The 16818-nt window shown below is 68.8% G+C and carries 12 protein-coding genes and 1 pseudogene; 5 read left to right on the plus strand and 8 right to left on the minus strand.

Translation table 11 applies throughout. From position 1 onward, the window contains the following. Positions 1-47: 47 nt before the first annotated feature. Positions 48-1178: an aminopeptidase P family protein gene (locus AB0C82_RS08235; protein ID WP_362837624.1), complete on the minus strand. Its 1131-nt coding sequence runs from the start codon at positions 1176-1178 to the stop codon at positions 48-50. 85 nt (positions 1179-1263) lie between these two features. Next, positions 1264-1899, minus strand: a complete 636-nt coding sequence (locus AB0C82_RS08240) for a nucleoside/nucleotide kinase family protein (RefSeq protein WP_362837626.1) — start codon at positions 1897-1899, stop codon at positions 1264-1266. Positions 1900-2265: 366 nt separating this feature from the next. On the opposite strand from AB0C82_RS08240, the gene AB0C82_RS08245 reads away from it, so the two are divergent. Continuing rightward, positions 2266-2655 carry a VOC family protein gene (locus tag AB0C82_RS08245; RefSeq protein ID WP_362837628.1) on the plus strand — a complete coding sequence of 130 codons (390 nt, stop codon included), beginning with the start codon at positions 2266-2268 and terminating at the stop codon, positions 2653-2655. A gap of 99 nt (positions 2656-2754) precedes the next feature. Here AB0C82_RS08245 and AB0C82_RS08250 read toward each other — a convergent pair whose 3' ends face one another. The 4 genes from AB0C82_RS08250 to AB0C82_RS08265 form a co-directional block, all read right to left on the minus strand. After that, the gene (locus tag AB0C82_RS08250; RefSeq protein WP_362837630.1) at positions 2755-3684 is read right to left on the minus strand and encodes a LysR family transcriptional regulator; all 930 of its coding nucleotides are present in this window, start codon (positions 3682-3684) and stop codon (positions 2755-2757) included. A gap of 60 nt (positions 3685-3744) precedes the next feature. After that, on the minus strand, positions 3745-4938 hold the full coding sequence (locus AB0C82_RS08255; protein WP_362837632.1) for a glycine C-acetyltransferase: 1194 nt from the start codon (positions 4936-4938) through the stop codon (positions 3745-3747). An 81-nt stretch (positions 4939-5019) separates the two neighbouring features. Beyond that, positions 5020-6048: an L-threonine 3-dehydrogenase gene (gene tdh, locus AB0C82_RS08260; RefSeq protein WP_362837634.1), complete on the minus strand. Its 1029-nt coding sequence runs from the start codon at positions 6046-6048 to the stop codon at positions 5020-5022. 1087 nt (positions 6049-7135) lie between these two features. Then, positions 7136-8011, minus strand: a complete 876-nt coding sequence (locus tag AB0C82_RS08265) for an alpha/beta hydrolase (protein ID WP_362837636.1) — start codon at positions 8009-8011, stop codon at positions 7136-7138. 455 nt (positions 8012-8466) lie between these two features. Here AB0C82_RS08265 and AB0C82_RS08270 point away from each other — a divergent pair, with 455 nt between their 5' ends. Further along, entirely contained in the window at positions 8467-11463 is a 2997-nt protein-coding gene (locus tag AB0C82_RS08270) for a family 16 glycoside hydrolase (protein WP_362837638.1), read from the plus strand. A gap of 485 nt (positions 11464-11948) precedes the next feature. Here AB0C82_RS08270 and AB0C82_RS08275 read toward each other — a convergent pair whose 3' ends face one another. Together AB0C82_RS08275 and AB0C82_RS08280 are read right to left on the minus strand one after the other, a co-directional pair. Further along, a complete protein-coding gene (locus AB0C82_RS08275) occupies positions 11949-13094 on the minus strand; it encodes a CU044_5270 family protein (RefSeq protein ID WP_362837640.1) in 1146 nt (381 codons plus the stop codon). Then, complete coding sequence (locus tag AB0C82_RS08280) at positions 13091-13717, minus strand: RNA polymerase sigma factor (RefSeq protein WP_362837642.1); 627 nt, start codon at positions 13715-13717, stop codon at positions 13091-13093. Before AB0C82_RS08280 ends, AB0C82_RS08275 begins: the two co-directional genes overlap by 4 nt. Before the next feature lie 1089 nt (positions 13718-14806). Between AB0C82_RS08280 and AB0C82_RS08285 the strand changes: the two are divergent. The 3 genes and pseudogenes from AB0C82_RS08285 to AB0C82_RS08295 all read left to right on the plus strand — a co-directional run. Beyond that, positions 14807-14968: pseudogene (locus AB0C82_RS08285) on the plus strand (transposase); the annotation flags it as partial. Positions 14969-15069: 101 nt separating this feature from the next. Beyond that, positions 15070-15465, plus strand: coding sequence for a hypothetical protein (locus AB0C82_RS08290; protein ID WP_362837644.1), 396 nt, complete (start codon positions 15070-15072; stop codon positions 15463-15465). Positions 15466-16148: 683 nt separating this feature from the next. Then, positions 16149-16772, plus strand: a complete 624-nt coding sequence (locus tag AB0C82_RS08295; protein WP_362837646.1) for a histidine phosphatase family protein — start codon at positions 16149-16151, stop codon at positions 16770-16772. Positions 16773-16818 lie beyond the last annotated feature (46 nt).

Below are 16818 nucleotides of genomic sequence, written 5' to 3' on the forward strand. Positions count from 1 at the left end.
GGCGGGGGCCCGGTGGGACTGGAGCGGGGGCCGGTGGGACTCGACGCCTACTCCACGATCGCCATCTCGCGCGCGGTGGTGTTCAGCCTGCGGCCGCCGTCCTCGGTCACGGTCACGATGTCCTCGATCCGGACCCCGAAGCGGCCGGGGAGGTAGACGCCCGGCTCCACGGAGAAGCACATGCCCGGCACAAGCGGCTGCTCCTCCCCCTCGATCATGTACGGCGGTTCGTGGGTGGTGACGCCGATGCCGTGGCCGGTGCGGTGGATGAAGCGCTCGCCGTAGCCGAACTCGGTGATGACGGCGCGTGCGGCCCGGTCGATGTCCTGGCAGGAGACGCCCGGCCTGACGGCGCGGCAGCCGGCCTCCTGGGCCTCGCGCACGATGTCGTGCACCCGCTGCTCCTCGGCGGTCGGTTCGCCGACGTGGACCGTCCGGGAGGTGTCGGAGCCGTATCCGTGCTTGAGGCCGCCGAAGTCGAGCACGACCATGTCGCCGTGCTCGATGACGCGCTCACCCGCCTCGTGGTGCGGGTTGGCCCCGTTGGGGCCTGAGCCGACGACGGTGAAGTCGACCTGGGAGTGGCCGAAGTGCTTGAGGAGCACCGAGAGGTCGGCGGCCACGTCGGTCTCGCTGCGGCCGGAGAAGCGCACCTTCAGGATCTCGCCGTACGTGGCGTCGGCGGCGGCTCCGGCGGCCGTGAGCCGCTCCAGTTCACGTTCGTCCTTCACGGCCCGGAACATGGGAAGTGACTCGGTGAGCGAGGTGTACGAGGTGTTCGGCAGGAGCTGCTGGAGGCCGAGGAGGTGCATCGCCCAGGCGTTGTCGCTGATCCCGAAGCGGCCGTCGGCGGCGAGCAGAGGGGCGGTGACGGCGTAGGGGTCCTTGCCGTCGGTCCAGTCGCGCAGCGTGAGGGCGGGGGCTCCGACGGCCCGCTCGGCGTCCGGGGCCTCCAGGGCCGGGACGACGAGGACCGGTTCCTGGTCCGCGGAGAGGACGAGGACGGTGAGGCGTTCGGTGGCCGCGGTCGGCTGGTAGCCGGTGAGGTGGACGAGGTCGGGACCGGGCGCCACGAGCAGGCCCGCGAGGCCCGCTCCGGCGGCGGCCTCGACGGCGCGCGCCATGCGCGCCCGGTAGTCGTCGGCGGTGAACGGCACGGGCTGGCTGGGGCTGGACATGCGGACCTCCTGGCGGCGCGACACGGCACACAGCATCCTGCCGGTCGGAGCACGCTCGTGCGAACGGAAGCTGGATCGCGGCTGGTCAGTGCGCGTGGCCGGGGCTCACGACGAGGTCGGCCAGGGTACGGCCCCGCTCGACCAGGCGGGCGTTCGGTTCGTCGGACGCGGCGACCCAGCGTTCGGCGTACGGGCGGGACTTGCCGAAGCGGACGTGCCGGTCGACGAGCCGGCGCACCCGCAGAGCGGGGTCCACGTCCAGGTACCACGACTCGTCGAGCAGGCCACGTACGGGCGCCCAGGGCCCGTCGTCGTACAGGAGGTAGTTCCCCTCGGTGACGACGAGCGGGGTGGTCGGCGGTACGGGAACGGACCCGGCGACGGGTTCCTCCAACGCACGGTCGAACGCGGGGGCGTAGACGGGGCCCGGCTCACCGGGGTCCCGGAGCCGCCTCAGGAGGGCCACGTATCCGGCGGCGTCGAAGGTGTCGGGGGCGCCCTTGCGGCCGGCGCGGCCGAGGCGGTCGAGTTCCGCCTGGGCAAGGTGGAAGCCGTCCATGGGGACGAGGACGGCGAGCCCGTCCAGTGCCCCGACGAGCCGGGCGGCCAGCGTCGACTTCCCGGCGCCGGGCGGGCCGGCGATGCCGAGGATGCGACGGTGGCCGGGAACGGCCAGGAGCCGGGCACGGGTCGTCAGCGTCGCGAGGTCACTCGTATCCATGCAGGTCATTGTGGTGGGGCGGACGACTGCGGCGTTAGTGTCGCGTACGACGTCGAAAAGCTGTACGCCGTCGAAAAGCTAAGACATCAGAACTCCGGCCACGTCGAATTCCGGCCTACGTCGGGTCCGGCCCAACGTCGGGTCCGGCCTACGTCGGGTCTGGCCTACGTCGGTCCGGCCTACGTCGGTCCGGCCTACGTCGGTCCGGCCCACGTCGGTCCGGCCCACGTCGGTCCGGTGCTTCCTCAGTCTTCGACCCAGGTCGGATTCCGATGCACCTCAGTCCCTCCGGTCCGCGCCGGATACCGACCGCGTCAGTTCCTTGCCCACCTTCGGTTTCCGCCCCCCATCATCACGAGGCATGCCATGTCATATATCGCTCTCGTCACCCTCGTCGTCGCCGACTACGACGAGGCCCTCGCCTTCTACCGCGACTCCCTGGGCTTCGAGCTGGTGGAGGACACCCCGCGGGATGACGGCTCCCGCTGGGTGGTCGTGTGCCCGCGCGGGGGCTCGGCGGGGGCGGGACTGCTGCTGGCCCGTGCGAAGGACGAGGCACAGCGCACGAGCGTCGGGGCGCAGACCGGCGGCCGGGTGGGCTTCTTCCTCCACACGGAGGACTTCGCGGGCGACCACGCGCGCATGACGGCCGCGGGGGTGCGGTTCCTGGAGGAGCCGCGGCACGAGGTCTACGGTTCGGTGGCGGTCTTCGAGGACCTGTACGGCAACCGGTGGGACCTGTTGCAGCCTGCGTGAGCCGCAAGGCGGCGGGCCGGCGTGAGCCGGAAGGCGGCGGGCGTAAGCCGGAAGGCGGCGGGCCGGCGGGGGTACTTTGCCGAACGGTGTCGGCCGACGTTACGGCGTACGGGCGGCCAGGCCCTCTTCTCTTGCCCCCGCCGCCCCCAGAGCGTCCAGCACCGGCCGGATCAAGGGGTGGCCCTCCGCTCCCTGGCGGACCGCGGCGAAGACCCGGCGGGTCGGCGCGCTGCCCTCCACGGGGCGTACGACCACACCGGTCCGTTCCACGCCCCGCAACGCGGTCCTCGGCACCAGGGCCACCCCGGCGCCCGCCCCGGCCAGCGCGACCACCGCGCGGAAGTCGTCCGAGGAGTGTTCCAGCCGGGGCTCGAAGCCCGCGAACTCGCAGGCGAGGACCACCACGTCGTGACAGGGGTTCCCCGGGTAGGGCCCGATCCACGGGTCCTTCGCGAGGTCCGCCACCGCCACCTGGTCCTGACCGGCCAGCCGGTGGTCCACGGGCAGCACCGCATCGAAGGGCTCGGAGTACAGCGGGACCCTGGTCAGCCGTTCGTCATCGGCCCCCGGCGCCCCCCGGTACTCGACGGCGACCGCCACATCCACCTGCCGGTCCAGCACCATCGGGACGCTCGCGTCACCCTCGGCGTCCTGCACGCGGACCCGGATACCGGGCGCGGTGAGGTTCAGCTCGGTGATGGCGGGGGCCAGGACGAGCCCGATACCGGTGGCGAACGCGGCGACCGTGACCGTGCCGGCCACTCCCGCGCTGTACGCGGCGAGCTCCGCCTCGGCCCGCTCCAGCTGGGCCAGCACCACGTTGGTGTGGGTCAGCAGGATCTCCCCCGCCGCCGTGAGCCGCGCACCGCGCGCCCCGCGTTCGACGAGCCGGTGGCCGGTCTCCTGCTCAAGGGCGGCGAGCTGCTGGGACACCGCGGAGGGGGTCAGATACAGCGCGGCGGCCGCAGCAGTCACCGTACGGTGGTCCGCCACCGCACGCAGAATACGCAGCCGCCGTGCATCGATCATGTGCCCTATTGTCCCAGGTCCGGAACGCTCCGGGTCCCGTGGAACCCCCGGGCGGTCCCCCTACGCGTCCAGCGCGGCCCGCGCGTCGACGAACGCGTCCACGGCACGGTTCACGTCGTCCGTGGAGTGCGCGGCGGACAGCTGTACGCGGATGCGTGCCGCGCCCTGCGGGACGACCGGGTACGAGAACCCGATCACGTACACACCGCGCTCGAGGAGGAGCTCCGCCATCCGGCCTGCCTTCGCCGCGTCCCCGAACATGACGGGGGCGATGGCGTGGTCGCCGGGCAGGACGTCGAAGCCTTCCTCGGTCATCCGGGTCCGGAAGAGCGCGGTGTTGGCGTTGAGCTGGTCGCGCAGCTCGCCGGCGGACTCCAGCAGGTCGATGACCTTGAGGGAGGCGGCGGCGATGACGGGCGCGAGCGAGTTGGAGAAGAGGTACGGGCGCGAGCGCTGACGCAGCAGGGCGACGATCTCGGCGCGGGCCGCGACGTAGCCGCCCGACGCACCGCCGAGCGCCTTGCCGAGGGTGCCGGTGATGATGTCGACACGGTCCATCACGTCGTGCAGCTCGGGGGTGCCGCGCCCGCCCGCGCCGACGAAGCCCACGGCGTGCGAGTCGTCGACCATGACCATGGCGTCGTAGCGGTCGGCCAGGTCACAGATCTCGCGCAGCGGAGCGACGTAACCGTCCATGGAGAACACACCGTCGGTGACGATGAGCCGGCGACGGGCCCCGGAGGCCTCCTTGAGCTGCTTCTCCAGGTCGGCCATGTCCCGGTTGACGTAGCGGAAGCGCTGGGCCTTGGAGAGCCGGATGCCGTCGATGATCGAGGCGTGGTTGAGGGCGTCGGAGATGACCGCGTCCTCGGCACCGAGGAGGGTCTCGAAGACACCGCCGTTGGCGTCGAAGCAGGAGGAGTAGAGGATCGTGTCCTCCTGGCCGAGGAACGACGACAGCCGCTGCTCCAGCTCCTTGTGGACCTCCTGGGTGCCGCAGATGAAGCGGACCGAGGCGAGCCCGTAGCCCCAGCGGTCCAGTGCCTCGTGGGCGGCGGCGACGACCTCGGGGTGGTCGGCGAGGCCGAGGTAGTTGTTGGCACAGAAGTTGAGGACCTCGCCGGGGCGTCCGCCGGAGGTGACCGCGACGGTCGCGGACTGCGGGGTGCCGATCACGCGCTCGGGCTTGTGGAGCCCGGCCGCCTTGATCTCGTCGAGGGTGGTGCGCACGTCGTCACGTACGGAGTCGAACATGAAGGGTGTCTCCCGGCTCGGTAGCTTGATGCGTCACTGGATACGTCGTGGATACGGCGGTGGCTGGACCGGAGGTGCGGTTCAGACGGTCCAGTCGAGAATGACCTTGCCACCGAGACCACTCGCCGCGTCGTCGAACGCCGCTTCGAAGTCGCGGAAGCCGTATCGTCCGGTGATCACGGGGGCGAGGTCCAGACCGCCCTCGAGCAGCACAGACATCGCGTACCAGGTCTCGTACATCTCACGGCCGTAGATGCCCTTGATGGTGATCATCGAGGTGACGACGCGGGACCAGTCGACGGCGAACTCCTCGGCCGGCAGTCCGAGCATCGCGATCCGGCCGCCGTGCGTCATGTTCGCGATCATGTCGCGCATCGCCTCGGGCCGGCCGGACATCTCCAGGCCGATGTCGAAGCCCTCGCGGAGTCCGAGGTGCTTCTGTCCGTCGGCGATGGTCTCGTCGGCGACGTTGAGCGCGAGGCTGACACCGACCTTGCGGGCCAGTTCCAGGCGGGCCTCGCTGACGTCGGTGATCATGACGTTGCGGGCACCGGCATGTCGGGCGACGGCCGCGGCCATGATGCCGATCGGGCCCGCGCCGGTGATCAGCACGTCCTCGCCGACCAGCGGGAAGGACAGCGCGGTGTGCACTGCGTTGCCGAACGGGTCGAAGATCGCCGCGATGTCGAGGTCCACGGGGACCCGGTGCACCCAGACGTTGGAAGCGGGCAGCGCGACGTACTCGGCGAACGCCCCGTCCCGTCCGACACCGAGCCCGAGCGTGGAACGGCAGAGGTGGCGGCGGCCGGCCAGACAGTTGCGGCACTTGCCGCAGACGAGGTGGCCCTCGCCGCTGACGAGGTCGCCGACCTTGATGTCGACGACGTCGGAGCCGAGCTCGGCGACCTCGCCGACGAACTCGTGGCCCAGGATGAGTGGGGTGCGCACGGCCTGCTGGGCCCAGCCGTCGTAGGCCCGGATGTGCAGGTCGGTGCCGCAGATGCCGGTGCGGAGCACCTTGATGAGCACGTCGCCGGGACCGATCTCCGGTTCCGGCACGTCCATCAGCCAGAGCCCCGGCTCGGCCTTCTGCTTCACGAGTGCCTTCACGGCTGCGGCTCCCTGTGCCTGGTACGGCGTTGAGTACCCCGGGCCGGGGGCATGGGGGAAGAAAGCCTGCGGCCCGGGGAAGACATGAGGTACGGCAGGTCGCCGGTGCGCGTCGGACGTCCGGCTCCGCGCACCACTCTCTGCCGTCAGGAAGCAATCTGCCGCACCCCGCGCCGCAGGTCCATCGAGGATTTCTTAAGCGCCCCAGCAGCTCCGCTTCACGCCGCGGGCGGGCCGGTGACCTAGGCGGGCCACAAGCCGCAGGCGTCGACGGCCTGGGCGAGCGGACCGGGCGGGGAGGGGGTCGGCGGCTTGGGCGAGTGGGTCGAGGGGGGAAGGGGCGGCAGCCTGAGCGGTTGGCGTTGGCGTTGGCGTTGGCGTTGGCGGACCGTACGCACCTTGGGCCTCGGCGGCCGGTGCACACCACCTCCGGACGCGCGGCCGCGCGGGCGTCCAACCGTGCTCGGTGCGCGGCGGGAAGTTTCTGGCGGCCGGCAGCTCCTCCGGATCGGTGTATCCCTCTGCGCTCGCGCAGCGCGCAGGCGTCTCCGAGACCCGCCCTTCGGCAGCCGGTGCGGGCGCCATCGGGGAATCGAAGAGGCGGGGGCAGGGCGCCGGCCGGTGGCCCGACCACCAGGAGCCGGTGAAGCCGACGGCGGCCCGCGCCGTCGAACAGTAGGAGCCGGGTGAGTGATGCCCGAGTGAGGGCCCAGGCGAGTAATGCCCTGGCCCGGGAGAGGCGCGCGCCCGGGTCAGGGATGCCCCGGCGTGGACGACGGCGCCCGGGCAGCCCGCGACCACGATGCCGACCCGACCCGTCGCCTCAAGGCTCCCGCCCTCACCACCGGTGAAGCCGCGCAAACCAGCAGCGGGGATACGAGCGGCCGGAAGAGGGTGCCCTGCCTTCGCGTCGACGTGCCGTACGTCAACCGTCCCCGTCCCCGTCCCCATCCCTGTACCCGCCCCGCCCCGCCCCGCCCCGCCCCGCCGACAGAGCCTCGATCACGGGAGTCGGCCTCGCGCCTGAGGGCCGGACTGAGCGGGGGGGCGGGGTCGGTCCCTCACCCGGTGAAGAGCCACGGAAGCCTCAGGAAGATGCGCCCTTCAGCAGGAACGCGCTGATGTGTGCGGCTAGCACCGTGGGCTGGTCCTCCGGGATGAGGGTGTAGCTGTCGGCAACCTCCACCAGGTGCCCCTGGGGCAGGAGTTCGGCTAGGCGGCGACCGTGCTCGGGAGGCATGACCTTGTCCTCGGCCGCCCAGACGACGAGCGCAGGGCGGTCGAAGTCCGCCAGCCTTTCCGACCAGCGCGACAGTTCCGCCTTGGGCGGGACTCCGAGGACGTACTTCCGCAGGTCACGACGGATCTCCGGGGAGGTCCACAGCGGCCGGAACCACTCGTCCATCACCGCATGCGGGACGGGCCGCTTACTCATACGGCCCCACGTCACGGGAAGCCTTCGCATGGGCCTCAGCTTCAGGAGAGCGAAGGCCAGACTCAGCCCGCCGGGCAACTTGGCCGAGGCGTACAGATTCGAACCGGGCAGTCCCGGCGGGTAGTTGTCGAACGCCTCACATGATGTGATCACCAGCTTGCCGATCCGCTGGTCCCGCCTATCGGCGACGAGGGACTGGGCCCCACCCCAGTCGTTCATCACGAGCGTCACGTCCTGGAGGTCCAGCACTTCGAGGAATTCCGCGACCAGCCGCGCAACACCGAGCACAGAGAGATCCGCGTCCGGCCGCATGGGCCGCCGGTGTCCGCCGAGCGGCAGGGTCGGTACGACGCACCGGAAGTCACCGCGGAGCCGGTCGACGACGTTGCGCCACAAGGAACCGTTCATGGCGACACCGTGCAGGAGGACGATCACCGGCCCGTCCCCACCCGTGTCCTCGTACGTGATCACCCCTGCGGAGAGCTCGACTTCGGATGGCGCCACGGGGAACTCCGATGCTTCGGCCATCGAGCCAGTCTGTCAGCCAAGCCTGCCTGTCCGCATACCAGGAACCGGCGGGTGCCGTGTCGAAACCCCTTGCGGCCAGCGGGAGTTCGGTGCTCGATCTTCGGCGTGATCCGACGCACGCAACGCTCGACACCGGCCGCTCCCGGCCCGCCCACGACGTTTCCAGCCCGCTCCCGATCCCTTCCAGCCCGCCCATCCACGCCCTCGGGCCCGACGGTCGACAACACCTTCCGCCCGTCATTCGCTGACTTCGGGTTCGCAGCCTCCGACTTTGAACACAGTGATGACGAAGTATGGACGTCGTCAGCAGAAGTCTCCTACTGTTTCCGTCGCAACCCCCCGGACCTCGCACCCCCACCTCTCAAGCCCCAACTTCCTCCCAGGCACAGCGCTACCGGATCACGCCCGTAGAACGTTCGCCCACGTGCTCCTCGCTGGAGGGGCCAGGAGGAAGAATGAGCTCTCGGCTGCATCACCGCTTTCGCAGACGCCTGGTTGGTCTGCTCGTCACCTCCTTCCTGGTCGGCGCCTTCTCCACGTCGCCCGCCGAAGCCGAACCGTCCGATCAGGCGGAACTCCCACCGCAGGAACCCGGCGTCACGCTGCGGGTCTTCGATGTACAGGTGCCTCTCAGCGAGGTGTGCGACATCAAGCCTGGGCAGACGCCGAACGTCGACAAGCTGATGCCGACGATCGACTGGTCCTCGACCGACGACTTCGGCATCGGTGACCACTTCGTGGCGCACGTGATCGGCAATATCGCCGTGCCGCAGGACGGGGAGTACACCTTCCGTCTGACGAGTGACGACGGTTCACGTCTGCTGATCGACGACAAGGTCGTCGTCGATCACGACGGTCTGCACGGCGCGGATCCCAAGGACGGCGCGGTCACCCTGTCGGCAGGACACCACTCCCTGCGCATCGAGCACTTCGATCGGACCGGTGGGCAGCAGATCACGCTGGCCTGGCAGCCGCCGGGCACTTCAGGTTTCGCCCTGGTGCCCAACTCGGTGCTGAGCACCGATGCCGATGTCGTACGGGTCACGGCGCCCGGGCGCAAGGAGTGCGAGGGCGTATCGGACGCTCCGGGTGACGGGCTGCCCCTCAACTCCGTCCACCCCGACTACAAGCTGACCGATCTCCGCCCTGCGGGATTCGAACCGCAGGTCACCGCGATGGACTGGTTGCAGGACGGCCGGCTGGCCGTGACCACCTGGGGCGGCAGCACCAATACAGCAGGGGAGGTCTACCTCCTCGACAACGTCCAGGGAAACACGGACACCGGCAAGGTGACGGCCAAGAAGATCGTCGGCGGGCTCAAGGAACCCATGGGCATCGCGGCGGTCGACGGCAAGCTGTACGTCTCGCAGAAACACGAGCTGACCGAACTCACCGACGTCGACGGCGATGATGTGATCGACGGGCAGAAGACCGTCGCCACCTGGCCGTACGGCGGCAACTTCCACGAGTTCGCCTTCGGCCTGCTGTACAAGAAGGGGTTCTTCTACCTCAATCTCTCCGTGGCGATCAACTACGGCGGCGCGACCACCGATCCCCAGCCCGCGAAGAACCGCGGCTCCACGATCAAGGTGAACCGGAAGACCGGAGAGGTCTCCTACGTCGCCGGTGGTCTGCGTACTCCCAATGGCATCGGCTGGGGGCCGGGCGGCGACATCTTCGTCACCGACAACCAGGGCGGCTGGCTGCCCTCGTCGAAGCTGGTCCACATCAAGCAGGACCGCTTCTTCAACCACTACACCAACCCGGACGGCCCGTTCGACACGAAGCCGGTGACCAAGCCCGTGCTGTGGCTGCCGCAGAACGAGATAGCGAACTCGCCGAGCACCCCGCTCCAGCTCACCCAGGGCAGGTTCGCGGGGCAGATGCTGTTCGGTGACGTGACCTACGGCGGTATCCAGCGGGCGTACCTGGAAAAGGTCAAGGGCCAGTACCAGGGCGCCGTGTTCCGCTTCACCCAGGGGCTTGAGGCCGGAGTCAACCGGATCAGCATGGGGCCGGACGGCGCGATCTACGCCGGCGGCCTGGGCGCGGGCGGCAACTGGGGTCAGGAAGGCAAGCTCACCTACGGTCTCCAGAAGCTGTCGCCCAGTGGCGACAAGGCCTTCGACATCCTGGCGATGCGCGCGAAGACGGGCGGCTTCGAGCTGGAGTACACCCAGCCGCTCTCCGACGAGACAGCGGCGGAGCTGGCGAAGCAGTACAAGGTCAAGCAGTGGTTCTACGTCCCGACCCCCTCCTACGGCGGTCCGAAGGTCGACGAGGAGACCCTGTCCGTACGGTCGGCCAAGCTGTCGTCCGACCGTAAGAAGGTCACCCTGGACATACCCGGCCTGAAGGCCAACCGCGTGGTCCACGTCCGCTCGCCGCGCCCCTTCAGTTCGGCGAGCGGTGAATCCCTGTGGAGCACGGAGGCGTGGTACACACTCAATTCCATGCCCGGCAAACAAATCCAGTCCCCTCTGTACGAGGCGGAAGAGGCGACGCTCACCGGCGGCGCCGGATTCAACACCGACCACCCCGGCTACTCGGGCGGCGGCTTCGTCGACGGCTACGGCACGGTGGGTGCTGCCACCACCTTCGATGTGAACGTCGAAACGGAAGGCTCGTACGACGTGGGCCTGCGCTACTCCAACGGGCCGAACCCGTTCACCGGCACCAAGAGCGTGAGCGTCTACGTCAACGGCACGAAGATCAAGCAGACCAGCCTCCTCAGCACCCGGGACTGGGACACCTGGTCCACCCAGTCCGAGCAGCTCGCCCTGCGCGCCGGCAGCAACAGAATCGCCTACGTCTACGACAGCGGCGACACCGGTCACGTCAACCTGGACCTGATCAGCGTCCGTCCCCACGGCAAACGCATCCCCCTGTTCGACGGATCGAGTCAGGCGGCCTGGCAGCACACCGACGGCCGGGCGGTGCAATGGCCGCTGGCCGACGGGTCCATGGAGGTCTGCTGCGGCGACATCCGCACAAAGGAGTCGTTCAAGGACTTCACCCTCCACGCCGAATTCTGGCTGCCGAACCTCCCTCCGGACGTGACCGGCCAGAACCGTGCGAACAGCGGTGTCTATCTCCAGGACCGCTACGAGATCCAGGTGCTCGACTCGTACGGTGACACGACGCTCGCGGACAACGAGGCCGGTGCGATCTACACGAAGAAAGCCCCGGATCTCAACGCCGCGACCGCCCCTGAGACCTGGCAGTCGTACGACATCACGTTCCACGCCGCCCGCTTCGATGCCGCAGGCAAGAAGACTGCCGACGCCCGGGTCACGGTCGTGTGGAACGGCAAGACCGTCCACGACAACGTCGCCGTCGACGGACCGACAGGTGGCGGAGCCCCCGAAACCGCTACGGCCGGCCCCATCCGCCTCCAGGACCATGGAAGCAAGGTCCGCTACCGCAACATCTGGATCGAACCGCTGCTGTAGTCATGTCGGCCTGTGAACCCTCGACGAGGGCTCACTGCGTCGAGATCCAGAGCTGAGCCGGAACCTGGGCGGCCAGGGCCCCACGCCCCGGCCGCCCAGCCACGCCACCCGGGCCGGCCGGGCCAGCCGTCGGCTGAACCAACTGGGCGGCCGCGCCTGTTGCTCGTACCGTCAGAGGTGACAGCTGTACTAGCTATACTGGCTGTGACAGCTGTGACAGCTGTGACAGCTGCGCCGTTGCGCCAGCCGAGCGGCCGCTCCAGTTGTTCGGGCATCATCGGTTGCTCGGTCATCATCGGTTGCTCGTCCGACAGCTGTTCGGCGGGGCCAGTCGCCCAGCCGTCGGATCACTCGGCCGTACCGATGGCTCGCCGCTTCGGCCCCGTCTCCGCAGCGAGCCGCCCGGTCAAGCCTGCCGTTCCAGCCGCGCCGGTCACCGACCAGCCCGGTCGCCTGACACGACTCGGCGCAGCACGTTACGCCGGTCAGATCTTGTTCCTCGTTCCCGGGCGCTCCTTCATCTCATCGACGATCGCCCGTTCCGTTATCGCGGTGTGCCCGATCACCGTGCCTGCCTTAATACCGCTCCTGTCGCGCATCTGTACCGTGCGCTCCCCCAGGTAGCTGAACGTCTTGGAGTCGAAAATCCACTCGGTGCGGTCGTCGGAACTCTCGTCGGTCCGGGCTATGGCAATCCCCTGGCGACCCACCGCGTCCGTGGTCTTCTCGACCACCATCACACCGGGGATCTTCGCCGCTGCCCGATATAGCGCGGCCGTCAGCTCCGCCGGCATCACCTGCTCCCGGAGCAGGTCGCCGATCGTGGTGAAAGCCTGCTGGTCCGGCCCGTTGCCCTGCCCCTTCGTCTCCTCGTAGATCTTCTTCAACAACTCGTCGGGGTCGGTGGTGAGCTTCTTGAGGTAGTCGTAACTCGGTGCACCGAGCGTCGGCCCCTCGGCCGATCCCTCGCCGCCGGCGTCCAGGGTCAGCCCCTCCCTTGACGTCGTGCCGTTACCAGGCTCGATGAGCCAGCCCTTGCGTCCGTCCGGTGACATCCAGATCTGACGGGGGTGCAACTTCTGCACGAACGTCTTGCTCTTGCCGCTGGCGTCATGCATGTCCGTCAACCAGGAGACCTGGCTCTGGATGTAGATGAACTGGCCGGGCTTCGGCTCGGGCAACTTGTCACGCGAGGCTGCTCCGGAGATCAGGGCGACCGTGCTGTTCAGCCCCTGCGTCGTCCCCTGACCTGGGACGACCGACGCCGGCACCGACTCCTCCGCCGTACCGGCGGCTTCGCTCCTGTCCTGGCCGGCGAACTGCGTGGCTCCGGCCAGTCCTGCCATCACCGTCACCGCGACGGCTGCCCCGATCAGCGCGAGCCGCCGGCCGCCACGCAGCGGCCCACCGGAAGGCTGAGAGGGGATCCGGCCCGCCGCCTGCGACTCCGAGTCCGCCTCCGTCGCGGCGGTCTTTCGAGCTTGTGCCCTCTGGATCTCGTTCATCAAGTGCTCCTCGAGCGTCGTCATGCGGCCGTGGGGCAGCACCGGATCGCCCGGCGCCGGCAGCAGACCCGCCAGCTCCGCGTGGTCGAGCGGCTCAGTGCGCCGCCGCCAGGGGGTGCGATTCATCGGTGCCTCTCCTCTTCCGACCGGACCGCATCGATGCGGTCACTCTGTACTTGTCCGCCCGCCACGACCCGTTCCATCTTTTTCCGCCGCCGACGCAGCTCGCCGTCCGTCAGCTTGCGCAGGCGGCTCCTCGCCCGCGAGAGCCGCGAGCGCACAGTGCCGACCGGCACTCCCAGCGCTTCGGCGGCCTCCGCGTAACCGAGCCCGGACCATACGCACAGCGCGAACACTTCGCGTTCGCTCCTGCGCAGCTGCTCCATCGCAGCCTTCGCCGCCGCCAGTTCCTCCGAGTCGGTGATCCGTCCGACCAGCTCGTCCGCGAAGTCGGGCAGCACGTCGCGCAGCGGGAGTCTGGTCAACGCTCTCTCGTGCCGCCGCGCCGCCCGGCCGGTATTGCGCAGCACGTTGACCGCGATGCCCATCAGCCAGGGCCGAGGGCTGTCGCCCTCGTCCCGCAGCTTGGCGCGCAGCCGCCAGGCCTCCAGGAAGGTCAGCGAGACTATGTCCTCGGCTGCGGCCCAGTCCCCTGTGGTCCGGACGGCGTGCCGGTAGATCAGCTGGGCATGGTCGCGGAACAACTCCCGAAAGGCCTCCGGGTCCCCCGCGCGGATGCGCTCATGCATCGAGTAGTTCACCTCCTGACTTGTCCGCCCACGCCGAGCAGTTCCTGTGATCCACGTCACATGACATGCGCGGCTACGGACCGCCCGCCTGTGGTTTGGCGCCCCCGCTCGGCGGCCTACGCCGTTCCCCCGGCGCCAGTTGGCCAGATGCATGAGCACCCTAGGCCGCACCTGTGGGGCCGCTTCACTCGCCGCTACGGCTGTCAGCACGATTCGCGACGGCCTTCGAACGCGTACGTGACCAGTACAACGGCCACTTCAGCGGCCAGGTCAGCGGCCGCTTCAGCGGTTCATTACAGCCGTTCTCTGACGGGGTTCACAACAGCGGTTCTCATCCGGGGAACTCGCGTGGCTGTTCGGCGCGAAGTTCTGGCTCATGGTGCTGATCGTCGCGGAGGTCTACCTGCGGACGCGGACCCAGGACGACGAGAGCTGGGTGGGCATGGTCGCGCTACTGCGCCTCATCGCCGGCCTCGCCGCCGCGGCCACTGCTCGTCTTCCGCGGCGGCGTCGCAGCGCTGGCCGGTGCGCTCGGCGTCTTCCTACTCGGTACCCTCGCTCCGGCCGCAGCCAGGGCGTGCGGCTTCGGCATCAGTCGCCGCGCCAGCAAACGCACATAGTCCGGTAGCACCGCATCCGACCTTCGCGCAGCAGTTCAAGAGACAACTCGGCTTCGCCACCCGGGACACAGCGCCTGCTGCATGGCCGATACCTGGATTGCGGAGCTTCTGCAGCGTGCAACGCAACAACGAGTCCGCAATAGCGTCACCAAACTTGATCTCTGACCTCGGGTCCCGAACGACTCTTCGTCTTGATCACTCGGAGTGGTAACTGCCGTACGTGCGGGCGGCCTTCGGCTGAGCATGTGATCCGACCAAGGAACACACACGCTAAGCACGAAGGCGGTGGCATGAGCCTGACCCAGCGTGCGGATGCGTTGTTCGAGCTGGCCGATGCCGTGTTGTGTGCGGACGGTCCAGTCGCTGGTGGATCTGTCGCTGGTGGGTGAACACCGTCGCGAGCACGGCGGCTCTACGACGCCTTGGCCGCAGGCCGCGTCGACGTCATCCGGCTGCGACGGGCCCTGGCAACACCTTCCGCCTTTTCAAGCAGACCCTGGGCTGGACCTGCCCGAAGGTCCGCAGTCCCGAAGCCGCAGACCGCTGGACCTGGCTGATCCTCGCTGTCTTCACCCAGCTCCGGCTCGCCCGCCCACTGGCGACCGGTCTCCGGAGGCCGTGGGAGAAGCCGACCCCGCACAACATCGCGGATGCTCCTCCTCTGGCTCACGCCCCGCGCAGGCCACTCCGAATTCTTTAGCAACGCCCACATTCAGTCTCTACAGTCAGCGCATGGCTACCGAGGACGAGCACCCAAGTCACCCCGACATCGCCGCGATGCTCACCGACCAGACGAGCGCGTGCAAGGCAGCACGCGCCGCCATCGCCGTTGGTGGCGAGGTACAGGTCTCGGAAGGGGAGGTGCCCCAGTGGATGGTCGCCGGTATTGCCGCAACCAGGTTGAGACGGTCGGTGAAGCGCGGCTGGCCGACGACCCTCGGCCTCGACGAGAGCGTCGAGATCCTCGCGCGGCACCGTGGCGAGCAGCTGCGCGCCGGGATCATCCTCTCAGCAGACCGGTCCTGGCTCTTCAATCTGTACTTCGACGCAACCGGGACCGAGCTCTTGGCGTGCAGCGGTGTCAAACGCCCTCCGCAACCCAGCACGAAGGGCTCGTGCGAGTCCTGAGCTGAACCGCAGCCGCCACTACCTGAAGAACATCAGCTTCGAGGATCGGGTCTCGGAGGCACGTAATGCCGAATATTCAAACTGCGGCCAGGCATCACGGGACAAGCCTTAAGCGGCGCTGCGGCCGGGGGGGGAGCCGTCGTCAGTCGTTCGTACCTGGTCGCCTGCATCAACATCCGCCATCATTCGCCTGCCAGCTGCCCACATACAACCGCGCTACTGAAGGCTGCCAACTACCACCAGTGGGGCGGTCTGACGTGGCTGCCCCGCGGCTGGGTTGGGACCATCTCTCTATGACGGGATGGATGCACCACCCCACAGTTAGCACCGGCCTCACCTGGGCCTTTGCGGCCGTCCTGCTCTTCTATGAGTGGGCACCGGGCTGGCTGAACCTCTGTTGGTCGTCCTTGGCGATGTACAGGACAGTCGTGGGTCCTGCTGGTGCTCTGGGGATTGTTCGGGTAGTTCCTCGCGCCCGAGCCGGCCGTCCGTCCCCCCGTCCGTCCGGCCCTCCGTCGGTCCGTCCGGCCGGCCGTCCGTCGGAACAACCCTTGGGGCGAACCGCGTCAGCGGCCCCCACTCCTTGTCCTCGCGCATTTGTCGATGGCGGAACGGCACGGCTGATATCAGCGTCAACCCAAGCAACGGAACGATCAAGAGCACTGACACAGAGGGCTGCACACGTGACTGGATCTGCGACGCGCTATCTATACCTCGCCCGGCACGGTGAGGCATCGCCGGATGAAAGCCAACTGACCGACAACGGTCGCCGGCAGGCCGTACTGCTGGGTGAGCGGCTTCAGGGCAGCCCGCTCACGGCGGTCCACCACGGCCCGCTCCCTCGTGCTGCCCAGACTGCCCGGCTGATCTGCGACCAGCTCGGCAACGTTCCCTTGCAGGCGTCGGAACTGGCCGGGGACTACATCCCCTATGTGCCGCAGCGGGAGGAACTGCCACCGGATTCGGCCGACGCCATGCTTGCCCGTCTGGCGCAGTTCACGGCCGAAGAGCGTGAGGGAGGTTCAGAGTTGGCTGAAAGGGCCCTGGCACGCTTCGCTGGACCGGTCGCCGCCAATGGCCCCCGGCACGAGTTGGTCGTCACCCACAACTTCTTGATCGGGTGGCTGGTCCGCGCCGCCCTCGACGCCCCGAAGTGGCGGTGGATGGGGCTGAACCACTCGAACGCCGCGCTGACTGTCATCCGGTACGCGCCCGGCCGGCCTGCGTCCCTGCTCTTCTACAACGACACGGGGCACCTGCCCGCGCAACTCCGCTGGACCGGCTTGCCGCCCGACTTGCACATCTGAGGCAACGCCTCACAGATCGCCTGCACAGCACCACGAGTACGAGGAC

Origin of the sequence: Streptomyces sp. NPDC048560 (genome assembly GCF_040650955.1) — a bacterium.
GTDB lineage: Bacteria > Actinomycetota > Actinomycetes > Streptomycetales > Streptomycetaceae > Streptomyces.